This window comes from Pseudomonas sp. ES3-33, from assembly GCF_000952175.1.
GTDB lineage: Bacteria > Pseudomonadota > Gammaproteobacteria > Pseudomonadales > Pseudomonadaceae > Aquipseudomonas > Aquipseudomonas gregormendelii.
Genome location: NZ_JZRI01000002.1, coordinates 17220 through 31217, shown reverse-complemented (window position 1 = coordinate 31217; position 13998 = coordinate 17220). Strand labels below are relative to the sequence as shown.

General features: G+C 60.9%; 10 protein-coding genes. 5 read left to right on the top strand and 5 right to left on the bottom strand.

Annotation, left to right across the window (positions count from 1 at the left end):
- Window positions 1–3 precede the first annotated feature (3 nt).
- Window positions 4–1053, bottom strand: coding sequence for an ABC transporter substrate-binding protein (locus UB23_RS00160; RefSeq protein WP_045057368.1), 1050 nt, complete (start codon window positions 1051–1053; stop codon window positions 4–6).
- Between the two features lie 116 nt (window positions 1054–1169).
- Between UB23_RS00160 and UB23_RS00155 the strand changes: the two genes are divergently transcribed.
- On the top strand, window positions 1170–2201 hold the full coding sequence (locus UB23_RS00155; RefSeq protein WP_045057404.1) for a GlxA family transcriptional regulator: 1032 nt from the start codon (window positions 1170–1172) through the stop codon (window positions 2199–2201).
- Between the two features lie 223 nt (window positions 2202–2424).
- Complete coding sequence (locus UB23_RS00150; protein WP_045057367.1) at window positions 2425–3552, top strand: GGDEF domain-containing protein; 1128 nt, start codon at window positions 2425–2427, stop codon at window positions 3550–3552.
- Window positions 3553–3583: 31 nt separating this feature from the next.
- Here the strand turns inward: UB23_RS00150 and UB23_RS00145 are convergent, their stop codons facing one another.
- From UB23_RS00145 to UB23_RS00130, 4 genes are all read right to left on the bottom strand, one after another.
- On the bottom strand, window positions 3584–5803 hold the full coding sequence (locus UB23_RS00145) for an LTA synthase family protein (RefSeq protein ID WP_152644214.1): 2220 nt from the start codon (window positions 5801–5803) through the stop codon (window positions 3584–3586).
- A 105-nt stretch (window positions 5804–5908) separates the two neighbouring features.
- Window positions 5909–7945, bottom strand: a complete 2037-nt coding sequence (locus tag UB23_RS00140) for an LTA synthase family protein (protein ID WP_045057366.1) — start codon at window positions 7943–7945, stop codon at window positions 5909–5911.
- A 29-nt stretch (window positions 7946–7974) separates the two neighbouring features.
- Window positions 7975–8586 carry a hypothetical protein gene (locus UB23_RS00135; RefSeq protein ID WP_045057365.1) on the bottom strand — a complete coding sequence of 204 codons (612 nt, stop codon included), beginning with the start codon at window positions 8584–8586 and terminating at the stop codon, window positions 7975–7977.
- Window positions 8583–9875 (bottom strand): sialidase family protein, encoded by a 1293-nt coding sequence (locus UB23_RS00130; protein ID WP_442963616.1) that lies wholly within the window; start codon window positions 9873–9875, stop codon window positions 8583–8585. The genes UB23_RS00135 and UB23_RS00130 overlap by 4 nt, the downstream gene beginning before the upstream one ends.
- 490 nt (window positions 9876–10365) lie before the next feature.
- Between UB23_RS00130 and UB23_RS30535 the strand changes: the two genes are divergently transcribed.
- The 3 genes from UB23_RS30535 to UB23_RS00115 all read left to right on the top strand — a co-directional run bounded on the left by UB23_RS30535 (window position 10366) and on the right by UB23_RS00115 (window position 13993).
- Window positions 10366–12369, top strand: coding sequence for an aminotransferase class I/II-fold pyridoxal phosphate-dependent enzyme (locus UB23_RS30535; RefSeq protein ID WP_045057364.1), 2004 nt, complete (start codon window positions 10366–10368; stop codon window positions 12367–12369).
- A gap of 24 nt (window positions 12370–12393) precedes the next feature.
- A complete protein-coding gene (locus UB23_RS00120; protein WP_045057363.1) occupies window positions 12394–13176 on the top strand; it encodes a transporter substrate-binding domain-containing protein in 783 nt (260 codons plus the stop codon).
- A 103-nt stretch (window positions 13177–13279) separates the two neighbouring features.
- Window positions 13280–13993, top strand: a complete 714-nt coding sequence (locus UB23_RS00115; RefSeq protein ID WP_045057362.1) for an ABC transporter permease — start codon at window positions 13280–13282, stop codon at window positions 13991–13993.
- The last annotated feature ends 5 nt before the right edge of the window (window positions 13994–13998 follow it).

The window sequence follows — 13998 nt, the reverse complement described above, 5'->3', positions numbered from 1 at the left end:
GAGCTATTTGGCGGTGACTTTGCGGTTCCAATCGTTGGTGACACTGGCGCGCTGGGCGTTGATCTGCGCCCAGTCGAACAGGCGCAGGTCCTTGATCGATCCGCCTGCGCCCCATGGCAACTTGCGGGCGACCTCCTGCGAGACTTCCACGCCTTTCACCGCCGGGCCCAGGTACAGCTTGCCGGCCAGGCAGGACGCCGCTTCCTGGGTCAGTGCGGTATTGATGAATTGCTCAGCGGCCTTGGTGTTGCGCGCGCCCTTGATCAGGTGCAGGCGCGCGTCGGTCGCCCATGCTCCTTCCTTGGGAATGGTGAAGCCGATGGGGGCTCCCTTGTCGATCAAGTCCCAGGCACCGACGTTGAAGTGCGCGCCGATGATCGCTTCGCCACTCTGGAAAGCGTTGGTAGCGGCGCCCGAACTGTCGAAGAACAGCGCGGTGTCCAGTGCTCCCAGCTTGCTGTAAAGAGGTGCCAGATCGGCGCGATCGATACCCCAGACATCGGCCATGAAGAACACGAAGGGCACCCCGGAAGAATTGGCGGGCGAGGGCAACGCTATCGCAGCAGCGTACTCGGGCTTCCACAGGTCCTTCCAGCTGGTCGGTGCCTCTTTGATTTCCCGGGTGTTGTAGGTCAGGCCCAAAGAGTAGAAGCCGCTGCTGACAGCGAAGGTATGGCCCGCTTCGGCGTACAGCCCTTTTTCCTCGACGTTTTTCAGGTTGGGAATGGCTGCCGGGTCGAGGTCGGCGATCACGCCTGCCGCGTAAGCGAGTTCGCTGATGCCGCCATCCATCCACGCGACGTCGATGGCGGGGCTGGATTTTTGCTGTTGAAGCTTGGCGAGTGTCGTGGTCGAGGTGCCGACTTCCGCTGCCACGGCAATGCCGGTGGCTTTGGTGAAAGGTTCTGCAACACAATTGAGGAACGCGTCTCCCCAGTTGCCGCCGTACAACGCGACGGTCAGTTTTGGCTGATCCGCCATGGCGCCTTGCGAGGAGATGCAGCCCGCCAGCGATAGCGCGACTGTGATTTTAGTGCGGGTTGTTGTTCTCATCTCATGTCCTCTGGGGCGTAGTCGAGCTGTTCCCCTTGTCTGCATCTTGCTCGTAACGTCGATACGAGCGCTTGCACACCGGGGTCTTAAAGTTGAATAGTTGGGTCATGCCCAAAATGACTCAGAATCTCCACGATTGCCATGTATCGAGCGGCACCGACGCGCAGGCGAACACTCGCCCGCAGTTGTCGGTGGGACTGGTGTTGCTCGACCAGTTCACCCTGGCGGCGTTTTCCGGATTTGTGGATGTGCTGCGGTTGTCTGCAGATATCGGCGGCGCCAGTCGGCAGATCCATACTGCCTGGCGTGTGATGAGCGTTGACGGGTTGCCCCGAACCTCCAGCGCCGGGATCACGCTGGAGGTTACAGGCGCATTGGAGCAGGACCTGGAGCAGTTCGACTACATCGCCATCTGCGGTGGCAACGATTACCCCAATACCCATTTGCCGGGGTATTTGCGGGACTGGTTGCAGCGCGCAGCAAACAGCCGCACCCGATTACTGGGCATCTGCACCGGCACCTTCGCACTCGCCCAGGCAGGTGTGGTAGGAAACCGCTCGGTCTGTGTGCACTGGAACGTGCTGGACGCGTTTCGCGCGCGGTTTCCGAAAACGCCAGCAGCGGTGGACCATCTATTCATCGACGAGGGAGATTTGATTACCTGTGCCGGTTCAACGGCGGCAATCGACCTGGGCTTGTACCTGGTGGCGCGCCACTGCGGGCGCGAAAAAGCCCAGCAGGCCGTGCGGCATATGATGTTGCAGGGGATTCGCCAGGGGCGTCAGCCCCAGGCGCATTTCTATGCGAACCTGGCGGACATCAAGGATGAGCGGGTGCGCCAGGCCGCGCACTACATCGAGCAGCGCATGGACAGCCTGCCCACGCTGGACGCCATTGCGCGCTATGTCGGCCTTGGGCGTCGGCAACTGACTCGCGCGTTCCAACAGTCGCTGGGCATTTCGCCCATGGAATTCCAGCGCTCGTTGCGGGTGGAATACGGCAGCTGGTTACTGCTCAACAGTCACAGCAGCATCACGCAAATTGCCATGGACTGCGGGTTCGCCGATGGCGCGCATTTTTCACGGGAGTTTCGCACGCGCTTTGGTTTGTCACCGCGTCAGTTCCAGCGTCAGGGACAAGCCGGTTGATGCACTACAATATTGAACGTTGAACCTGTAGGAGCGAGCTAGCTGCCGAAGAACTCCAGCGCGCCGTGGGGTATCAAGTTCTCCGCGTTATCGTTGACGATCCCCGCGAGCAAGCTAGCTCCCGTAACGAATTTTCGTCGCAAATGAGTGTTATTCAATAGCGGGCACTAGTGGCGGGCTGCCACAATCGCGTTTTTACCGGCAGCATGATCAGGCGGATCACATGGATCGAATTGGGCCTCGGTACGACCAGCAAACGCAGATCGCCGATCAGGTGCGCTCGGACCGGTTGCACCAGTTGTTTCACCAATCGGTTTCTGCGGTATTTGGCAGTTACCTGGCCGCTCTCATGCTGTGCTGGCTATGCTGGGACAACCTGGATCACAACGTGGTGTTTTCCTGGATCGCCTTGTTGTCGGTGTCGTCGTTATTGCGTCTGGGAATGTTTATTGCCTATTTCCGCAGCCCCGACCTGGAGCGTACCCCGCAACGCTGGGAGCTCATATACTGGCTGACGCTGGTCCTGTCGGCAGGCATCTGGGGGGGCGGGGCACTGGCGGTGATGCCCACGAACGACCTGTTATCCCAGGCGCTGGTCATGTTGTTCGCGGTGGGGATGTCGGTCAGCGCCGTGTCCTGCTATTCGTCCTATAGCCACATGACCCTGGCGTCGATAGCCCTGGTGTTGCTGCCCTGTACTGTCTGGCTGTTGTTCCAGTCGTCAACGATTCAGGTGGGCATGGCCCTGGCGGTGCTGGTGTTCGCTTCTTTTGTGGCCGGCGCGACCCGCAAGTTGTCCCAGGCGCTGGAAACTGCCTTTCGCCTGACCCGGGAAATGGAACAGGCGCACAGCATTTCCACCCGCGCCGCGCAGACCGACGAGCTCACCGGATTGAACAATCGGCGTGCGTTCTTCGAGCAAGCGCAGCAGTTGTACAGCCACTGCATGAATCACCGATTGCCACTGTGCGTGGTAATGCTGGACATGGATCATTTCAAGCACATCAATGACACCTACGGCCATCAGGTCGGGGACCAGGTGTTGCGGCAGATGGGGGTGGTGATCAGCAAGTCGTTCCGGCCTACGGATGTGTATGGACGCTTAGGTGGCGAGGAGTTCGCGGTGTTGTTGCCCGACACTTGCATCGAGGTGGCGCTGGATATTGCAGAGCAGGTCACGCGCTCCATCGCAGGGTCGATGACCGGGCCGGTGCACTGCATCACGGCCAGCCTGGGGGTCGCGTCGATGGGGAGCGAGGATCATGATTTGCACAGCCTGATGAACAACGCGGACAAGGCGTTGTACCGTGCCAAGGCGCGAGGGCGTAACCAGGTAGCGGTGTCGGAATAACGCAAGGCTGCTCAGACCGCGCACCCGTTACTCAGCTCGACTCCGCCGTATCATCATCAAGGGTTTCGCCAACCGGTTCTTCCTGTCCCGGCAATTCGGTAATCACGCTGAAGTCACTGACCTCGACGGCGCCTGTACCGTATCCCAGCAAGTGGAAAGAAAAAGCCTTGCGCGACTCGGGATTGTCGAAGCTGAAGTCCATCTCCAGCGGCTGGTCGGCGGTGACCAGCATTTCAGCCGGCAACCCTACTTGAACGTCCCGTTCGAATTCCTTGGTCTTGAGCAGGATGTAGGCATTGTCCTGGCTGTCGACCGAGCGCACGGTCAGGCGCACCCGGGTGTGCGAGCCCTTGGGCATTTCCAGGTATTGCGCGCCGATGAGGTTGTCGGCCCAGTCATCCTTGATTTGCGCCTGCAGCGGAATGCTTGCCGGGCTGCCGAACTGATAACGCTGGTTCAGGGGCGTCTGCATCAGGGTTTGATCCAGGGCCGTGGCGCGCGCCGCAATCTGCCGGGCACGCTGGCCGCCGTATTGGCCGAGCAGCTTCGCCCGCTCTGCGATGAAGCCTTCACTGGCGTAGTACCGGCAGCGTTGCTGGAAATCGCACTCGGTGAAGGTGCCCTGGCCATCGTGATAGCGCAGGTTGCCGTTGGTGTAGGACATGATCTCGCGCCCGGTGGCGTAGTCGCGAAACAGGGAGCGGCCGCTCAGGGTGGCCGGCACGGGCAGGGCGAAGTAGTCGAGGATCGACGTACTCAAGTCCACGTGGCCGTACACCCCGGGTTTGATGTGTGGCAACTGCGCCTGATCCGGTGCGAGGGTCAGGTTGAACCCCCATGATGAAGCGAGGCGCACGCCATCGATGCCATGGGACTCGTCGGAGGTGATCACCACCAGGGTGTCCTTGAGCACGCCCTGGCGCTCCAGGTCGCTGAGGAACTGGTCGAGGGCATCATCCAGGTAACCGACCGCTGCCTGCTTGGGGGTGTCGTAGCGTTGCAGGTAGTCTTCGGGGGCGGAATAGGGCTGGTGGGTGCCGACGGTGAGCAGGGTCAGCATCCACGGTTGTTTTTGTTTCTTGAGCTGGCCGACATAGTCCAGCGCACCTTCGAAGAAGGCCTTGTCGTCCTTGCCCCACGGGAAGTCCAGATACGATGCGTTGGTGAACCATTCAAGGCCCAGGGTCGTGTCGAAGCCGATGTGCGGCATGATCTTGTCTTTGGCCATGAAGCGCAGGCCGGCACCCTGGAGGTAATGCGTGGCAAAGCCGTTCTTGCGCAGCTGTGCCGGCAGGCAGTCCTGGTTGCGCGCGCTTTGGGTGAGCATCTCCACGCCTTTGGGAGTGCCGTTGTCGAGTTTGTCGTAGTCACCGCACAGCATGGCGTACAGGCCGCGGATGGTCTGGTGGCTGTGCAGCACGTAGTCAGGGGTATTCATGCCGCGTTGCGCCCAGCGACTGAGTCGCGGCATCAGGTCCTCCTGATAGCTGCTGTGCAACGCTTCGCGGTTGGCCCCGATGTAGGCACCGGGAATGCCTTCCAGGGCGATGACCAGCACATTGCGCGCCTGTCCGCGACCGGCCAGCAGCCGCTGGCCGTCCAGGTCGAGTTGGACCAGGCCAGCCATCTGCGGCGGCACGTCGACGACGTCGCCCTCCAGCCATTCCTCCACCGCCATCTGCACGTTGCCCGTGCCAGCGGCCATCAATTGATGGGGCAGGTTGTAGACCCGCCACTGATCGGCATCAGTAGGCTGCAAGTGCTGCGCTCCCCAGTGGGCAATGAGCAGCAGCAGCGGAGCGCTCCAGGCATGACGGGGCAGGGACGGCGAGGGGGGCGAGGGCGCAAGCCAATGGCTGAGCAACCATACGCCCAGTGCGACCAGCAACGAGGCTGCCAGCCAGGGCTGGGCGAAGCCGCCACCGGTGGAGTTTTCCAGGAACTGCGGGTCGATCAGGTAATGCACATCCGACACGTTGGGCAGTCGGCCGACGGCACTGACCAGCTCGGCGCTGGCCACCGTCAGGAAGCCCCATGCCAGCAACACCGGCAGTGCCAGCCACCAGGGGCGACGATGCAACAGCACCAGCAGCAGGCTGCCGATGGCCAGGTCCGACAAATATCCGTGAGGATTTGACCAGCCCAGTGCTGCGCGCAGGCACAGGGGCACGACCAGTACCAGGCCGAGCAGGGCAATAAGACGCGCGTAGGGTTGCTGCAACCCGAGACGGAGTTTGTTCACAAAATACATTCCAGCCACTAAATCGTCACACAAGTGTGCTGGATGGTATCAAGTGCCGGCAAAACTGGCCCGGATATATAAGGTCACATTTGTCCGCCAGCACTTGTCAGGCCGTTACTTGCGCACGTTCTGGTAGAGCATCAGCCTCGAAGTTTCGTGCATGCCACGGGTCAATTGCACGAGGCGCTTGAACTCCTCGGGGTTCTGCCGGGCCACGTCATCCGTCGGGGTCATCGACGCCAGGTCGTGCAAGGTCGGCGAGCTGCCGTCGTGTTCCATCTGCACCATGAAATGCTGGGTCACGCCGGCAATCAGCGGGAAGGTGCCCTCACGCAAGACCAGCGGCACCACGCGTTCGCCTTCGGGGGCGGGTTGCTGGATATCCCGGCCCATGCCGCTGTTGCGAAACTCCAGGCCCGCCATGCCGGCCACGGTGGGCAGCAAATCCACCAGGCCCACGGCTTCCTCGACGGTGCGCGAGCCCAGCAGCGCAGGGGCATGGATGATCATCGGCACGGCATTGCTTTCCAGGCCCAGCTGTTCGTAGGCCGGGGCCAGAAACGGGATCTGCGCGATGCGGGTGTTGTGATCGCCAAACAGCACGAAAATGGTGTTCTCGTACCAGCCGCCTGCCTTGGCGATTTCCATCAGGCGACCGATGTTGAAGTCCAGCAGGCGCACGGCGTTGTACTGCTCGACACTGCGCGAGCCGGCAGCCTGAACTTCGGCCAGGGTCGGGTGCTTGACCTCGAAGCCGTCATTGAGCGCGGGGATGGTAAAAGGGCGATGATTGCCGGCGGTTTGCACATAGGCAAAGAACGGTTTGTCCTTGGGCAGCGCCTGCAGGATCGTGTCGGTTTCCTTGAACAGGTCCAGGTCGGAAATCCCCCAGACATCGACGACCGGCGCTTTCCAGTCGCGCTCCTCGTACAACCGCACGCCATCGATGCTCTGGCGAATCAGGGCGTTCATGTTGGCCCAGCCGGAGTTGCCGCCGATGGTGTAGATCTTCTCGTAGCCGGTGAAGGCGTTGATCAGGGTGTTCTGCTGGGTGATCAGCGGGTTGCGCGTCGCGGTTTCCTGGCGGGTGACATCGGGCACCCCGGAAATGCTCGCCCACACGGTTTTTGCGGTGCCGGTGACTGGCACGTAGAAATGCTCGAAGAACCAGCTCTGCTTGGCGAGCCGGTCAATGTTCGGCGTCGGATCGATCGGGTTGCCGTAGGCCCCGACAGCGCTGGTACCCAGGGATTCGAGCATCACGAACATCACGTTCGGTGGGCGCGAGCCGGGAATCTTGTAGGGTTGCGGCGCCTGGTGCCTAACAAAATTGAGGGTTTGCGCGTCCGGCTGGTCGACGCCCAGGTAGCGGGACATGACTGCGTAGTGCTCGCGCACCTGCTGTTCGTCGTACCGGGACTGGCCAACCTTGACCGTGTCGTAGAGGAAAATCACCGGGTTCAGGCCCAATGCCGCGATCTGGTTGTTGCTGGAGAAAAACGCATCGCTCCAGCGCAGGGGAACCGGATTTTCCAGGTTCATGTTTTCTACTCGGCCGAGGATGCCCAGCAGCACCAGCACCACCATCAACGCACTGCCCCAGGTGGCGGAGAGTGGGTGAATGACCTTGCGCGGGCGATCCAGCGTGACCCGTTCCAGGCGCATCAAGGCAAGGGTCACCAGCGCTACCGTGGCCAGCCAGCCGAGGCTGATCCAGATCACCGGGTACGTCTGCCAGACCATGTCGCGGGAGATCTGCGCGTCCTCGATGAAGCGCAGCACGGTGGCATTGATGCGCACACCAAGGTAGGCGTAGTGACCAAAATCGATGATGTAGATCAGCAGCAGAACACTCAGGGCCGCCACCAGATAGACCCTGGCGACAAGGCGCAGCACGCGGCTGGTGGTCAGGTTCCAGCGCGGAATCCACGCCAGCAACGCCAGGGGCAACACGGTGAGGATGGCCAGGCGCAAGTCGAAACGAAAGCCGATGCCCAGGGTTTCCACAATGGCGGGTTGGGCGCTCAGGGCGCTAGAGTCAAACCCTGAAAAGCCGAAGAAGAACACCACTCGCAATACCGCGAACAGCGCAAACACGATCGCGGTCGCGCCCACCCAGTAATGCAAGCGTCTCGATTGCAACCAACCCATCCCTGTTCCCCTGTTTAAAGTCGTTAAATCTAAATGGACCTGTGGCTAGCCGATCCACGCCGGCTGAGGAACCAGCGATAGGCCTGGCGGGTGCCGAGCACCAGCAGCGCAACGCAGCAATACAGCCCCAGCAGTGGATCCACCAGGTAATCCCAATAGTTGTGCGAAGGTTTGAGCCCCACCATAAAGGCCAGGGTCGCGCCCGCCAGCATGGCCACTGCCAGGCCGTTGCGCAGGTAGTACAGGCCGAGCGTGAGCAAGGCAATCAAGGTCAGCAGCACGCGCGGGCTGAAACCCAGCCGGTATGGATCGACGTACGTCCAGCCCAGCGTCGCCGGATACAACAGCACGGCCATGGCGGCGAAGATCACCAGCACGCCGACATATCCACGTGGCGCAGGCGCGAGGATTTCCAGGCGGCGCAGGCACGCCCACGCCATCAGGATCATCGTGGTAATCGCCAGGTCATCGATGTGACTGCGCAGATAAGCCGCCACCGTCAAACCGTCCAGAGGAATGAAACTGGCGGCGAGCAAGGCCAGCAGCAGCCCCCCGCGCCAGAGCCGGCCGAGGCCAAAGCCGGGCAGCAGGAGGAATATGATCATTGCGAAACTGAGATGGGCTTGCCACAGGTTGATCATTTCAGGCGCTCGGACAGCCAGGCTTCGTTGAAGGTGACGTGCTTGATGAAGGTGTTGTTCCAGGAATAAACCAGGTGATACATGCCGTCTGGGCTGCGGATGAAGTAGGGGTACTCGTACTCGAACTCACACCCGCGACTGGTGCAGACCCTGGTGTCCAGGTTGCTCAGGAACTGCGCTTCCAGTGGCTGGCGCAGCGCTCCGCTGGAGTCGCGAAATTTCTGGCCGATGATGTCCTTGTAGGCTTGCGGGGAAAACGGCTCGCCTTCCGGGTCAGGTGATTTATCCAGGTCGCGCAGGGCGCGCCAGTCGTCCATTTTAGCATCGGTGCCGTACAGGCTCAGCTTGAAACGGCCTTCGCGCAGGTCATTGAGTGCCACCAGCAAGCCATGTTTCGGCGTGGCGACCGCTGCCAGCGAAGAGTTTGGGTTGGACGGGTCCAGCGGATAGGGTTCGCTCCAGGTTTGCCCGGCGTCTTCGGTGCGCGTTGCCAGCACTCGGTGGTGGGTCTCGCCGGCATAGCGCAGCAGGGCCACGCCGCGCTGGCCATCCAGCGGCACCACCGTCGGCTGCAAAGAATTGGTGCCACGACTGATACGGAATTTGTCGATGACATCGCCGTCCGGGCTCAGGTACAGGTACTCGGCAAACTTGCCGAGAAACTCGTGATACACCGGAAGGCCGATCGAACCATCGGCATGAAACACGGGTGCCGAACGCACCAGGGTACTGATATTCAGAAAGGGCGAGGTGATCAACTGGCGCGGCGCAGACCAGTTATCGCCTAAGTCATCGGAGACCATCACATTGACTGCACTGCCGGCCCAACCACCCATCGACACCGAGACATAGAAGAGCCACAGGCGATTGTCCGGCGCCAGCGCCACGACCGGGTTGCCAAGCTTGCGAATGTATTTTCGAGTGCCTTGCTGGGTCGACTGCCGAGTCGCCAACACCTGCTCCGCGCCCCATTCACCGGTTTTCGCGTTGAACCGGGCGGAACGCACCTGCACGTCTGCAGCGCCTTCGCGGGTGCCGGCGAACCAGACCGACATCAGGCTGCCGTCAGGCAGTGCGGTAACCGCCGAGGAATGCACAAAGTCCACCAGGCCAGAGGACGCGAAGCGACTGGTGTAGACGGGCTTGGCCACTTTGTCGGCCACCGCCATCACCGGGCTCATCAGGGCGAAGGAGGAATGGACAGCGGCAGGGTGGGTAAACCAGGCGCCCGCGAACAGGCACACCAACACAACGTAAACGGCAAGGCGGGGAGGATTGATGCGCATCATACGGCTCGGCATCTCAAGGGGCCTGATCGAGCGGCGTAACCTATCACTAGTAGTTCTATATTCGGAGTTAAGCCAGGAGTGTATTTGTAAGGGGATGTTTGTATCTGCTGGGACTTTCGGCGAGCGCATGTACTCAGTAGGGCTGAAAGTCCCGTCTCAGAGACGTCGATGCGTGAATGGAAAAACTCCTGAACTGGAAGTTCGCGCTATTAGCTTTAGATGTTTGGTACGAAACCCATCAACCGAAAGGATGAATAACGTCGGCCTTGGTAGATGTGTGTCGCCGGCCCTGCTCGTGATGCGGCCCGCACATTCACAGCAAAAGCGTACCTTGAAACGGCAGCACTGTCGTAAAAACGACCTCTTGACACTGAACACGAATCTGCAGGAATTATCTGTTGAACGACTGTTCAGCTTCGATTATGTTGAGACCCACTTCCCCGGCTGGTAGCGCGGGCTTGCGTTTCTTCTTATCGAACGAGGCACTTGCATGCGGTTTTCACCCTTTGTTCAGCGGATAACTGGTGACGGCGTTGCCGCCTGGGATATTCACTACGCAGCGTATGAAGCCCAGCGCCGGGGCGAGGATGTGATTATCCTCAGCGTCGGCGATCCGGACTTCCCCACCCCTGACTTCATCACTGACGCCGCCATTCATGCCCTGCGTGAGGGCGATACCCACTACACCGAAATCGCCGGTCGCCTGAAATTGCGCGAAGCGATTGCCGCCCGCCATAGCCCCCTGTTCCACCGTGAGCTGCACGCGTCCAACGTGATTTTGACGGCAGGGGCGCAGAATGCCCTGTTCGCCGCATCAATGTGCCTGCTGACAGCTGGCGACGAAGTGATCGCCCTGGACCCGATGTACGTCACCTACGAGGCTACCCTGAAGGCGTCCGGCGCGACGCTGGTGCGCGTACCGTGCGCTGCCGATGGCGGTTTTCGCCTGGATGCCGCAGTGCTGGCCAAGGCCATTACCCCGCGCACCAAAGCCCTGTTCCTGTCCAACCCGAACAACCCTACCGGCGTCGTGCTCAATCGCGAAGAATTGCAGGCGATCGCCGAGCTGGCCGTTGTCCATGACTTGTGGGTGGTAGTGGATGAAGTCTATGAAAGCCTGACGTTCGAGCGTGAGCACCTGAGCCTGGCAGCGATGCCGGGCATGGCCGAACGTTGCGTGGTGATCGGCAGCCTGTCGAAATCCCACGCCATGACCGGCTGGCGCATCGGCTGGATCATCGCCAACGAAACCCTGGTGGCCCACGTCGAAAACCTGGTGCTGAGCATGCTCTATGGCCTGCCGGGTTTTGTCATGGAGGCGGCACTCAAGGCCGTGCAGTCCCATGCGGACGTCACCCACGGCATGCGTGACATTTACCGCCGTCGCCGCGACCTGGTGGTGAAGAGCCTGGCGGATTGTCGCGGGATATCGGTACTCAACCCGGACGCGGGGATGTTTGTGCTGCTGGACGTGCGCAGCACCGGCCTGACGTCGCTGGAATTTGCCTGGCGGCTGCTGCGCGAGGCGCATGTTTCGGTATTGGATGCGGCTGCATTCGGTGAGCCGGCCCAGGGTTTTGTGCGGCTCTCGTTTACCCAAGGCGAAGAGCGATTGGCCCAGGCCTGCCAGCGCATTCGCAAATTTGTCCTGGTTTTGAGCGGTGAAGCGCCGCGCCCGGTGATCAATCGGGTGAGCAGCGAGGCGACGATCGAGGCGGTGGCCCGCAAGACCATGATCGAAGTCGATCGCCTGCACAAACGCTTTGGCAATATCGAGGTGCTCAAGGGTGTTTCGCTGACCGCCCGTGAAGGTGAAGTGATCTCCCTGATTGGCGCCAGCGGCTCGGGTAAAAGTACCTTGCTGCGTTGCATCAATATGCTCGAAATACCCGACCAGGGCCGCATCCTGGTGGATGGCGAAAGCATCCATCTGAACCAGAATCGGCCGGGGGCGCCATTGGTGTCCGACGCCAGACAACTGGTGCGGATCCGTTCGAGCCTGGGCATGGTGTTCCAGAACTTCAACCTCTGGCCCCATCGCACCGTGCTGGAAAACCTTATCGAAGCACCGACCCAGGTCCTGCGAGAAAGCCGCGCGGAGGCCACCGAACGGGCCGAAGCCTTGCTCGAACGCGTGGGACTGGCGGCCAAGCGCAACGAGTACCCGGCGTTTCTCTCCGGTGGCCAGCAGCAACGGGTCGCCATCGCCCGGGCCTTGGCCATGCGGCCCAAGGTCATGCTGTTCGATGAACCCACCTCCGCACTCGACCCGGAACTGGTCGGCGAAGTGCTGCGGGTGATCCGCTCTCTCGCCGAAGAAGGCCGGACCATGATCCTGGTGACCCATGAAATGGCCTTCGCACGCGATGTCTCCTCCAAGGTCGCCTTCCTGCACCAGGGGCTGATCGAAGAAACCGGTTCGCCGGACGATGTGTTCGTACACCCACGCAGCGAGCGTTGCCGACAATTCGTCAACGCTCATCAGACTCGCTGATCAATAAAAAGACGGGGAACAATCATGGGAAATCGACGTTTGGCAAACTGGATGACGGGCGTGGCATGCGTGCTGCTGGCCGGGATGAGCGCAGCCCAGGCGGCACCGATCAGGTTTGCAGTGGCGGCAGAACCTTATCCGCCGTACACCGAGAAGCAGGCGAACGGTGAGTGGAAAGGTTTCGAGGTTGACCTCATCCATAAGCTGTGCAGCGAGATGAAGGCCGAGTGCGAGATCAAGGAAGTGGCATGGGACGGCATCATTCCCTCCTTGCTGGCGAAGAAGATCGACGTGATTTTTTCCTCGATGTCGGTGACTGCCGAGCGCGAGAAACAGATCGCCTTCAGCAAGGCTTACTACGATTCGGCAATCGCGGTGGTCGGGCCCAAGGGCACCACCGTGAGCAAGTTCCCGGATGATCTCAAAGGCAAGATCATCGGCGTGCAGAACTCGACCGTCAGCGCCAGCTACCTGAAGGCCAACTACGAAAAGATCGCCGAGGTGAAGTACTACGACACCCAGGACTCGGCCAACGCCGACCTGATTTCCGGCCGTATCGACCTGATGATGGCGGACGGCACGGCCATGGCCTCTTTCGTCAAGACGGCCGATGCCAGCAACCTGGCCTACCTCGCCACCGTGCCTTACGACCCGATTTTCGGTAAAGGCGTCGGCGCTGGTTTGCGCAAGGATGACACTGAGCTCAAGGCCAAACTGGACCAGGCAATCTCTAGCCTGCTGGCAAGCAAAGACTATGACGAACTGTCCCAGAGCTACTTCGGTACGAGCGTGAAACCTGCGTTCTGACGCCGGGCTGCAAGATGACCTGTGGGAGCGGAGCTTTTGGTCCCGCAGGGGCTCCTCCCACACGAGGGAGTGGTGATGTCTGGTTCGCCGACTGGAGACCGAAATGCCAGCAATGTTCGATTTGATCAATTTCAGCGAAACAGGCTGGGGCAGCGCGTTGCTCAAGGGCCTGTTGATGACCCTGCAGATTTCTGCGGGCGCTTTCGTGGTCGGTTTGTTTATCGGCCTGGTGGTGGCCTGTCTCAAGTTGGGCGCGCCTAAACCCATCGCGGCGCTGATGCGCGGCTACACCACGTTGTTTCGGGCCATTCCGGAGTTGTTGCTGATCCTGCTGCTGTACTACGTCGGCTCCATGCTGCTCAATTCGCTGATGGCCAGGATGGGTTACGACGCGGTCAACGTCAGCGGCCCGCTGGCGGCAATCCTGGTGCTGGGACTGGTCCAGGGCGCCTATGCCTCGGAGATTTTTCGCGCGGCGATCCAGGCGATCCCCTATGGCCAGATCGAGGCGGCGAGGGCGTTCGGGCTCAGCGGGTTCGGCCTGTTCCGGCGAGTTACGCTGCCGATCATGGCGCCCTATGCCATGGCGGGGATGGCCAACCTGTGGATCAACCTGATCAAGGACAGTGCCCTGATCAGCGTGGTCGGCACCAATGAGCTGCTGTACACCGCCAAGCAAGGGGCGGGTTCGACGCGGCACTATCTGTTGTTCTACCTCACGGCTGCGGCGATGTATTACGCCGTGACGTTGGTGTCCAACTACCTCTCGGGACGGCTGGAGCGACGCATCCGTCGCTGGATGCCTTTGGCTGAGTGAATGAA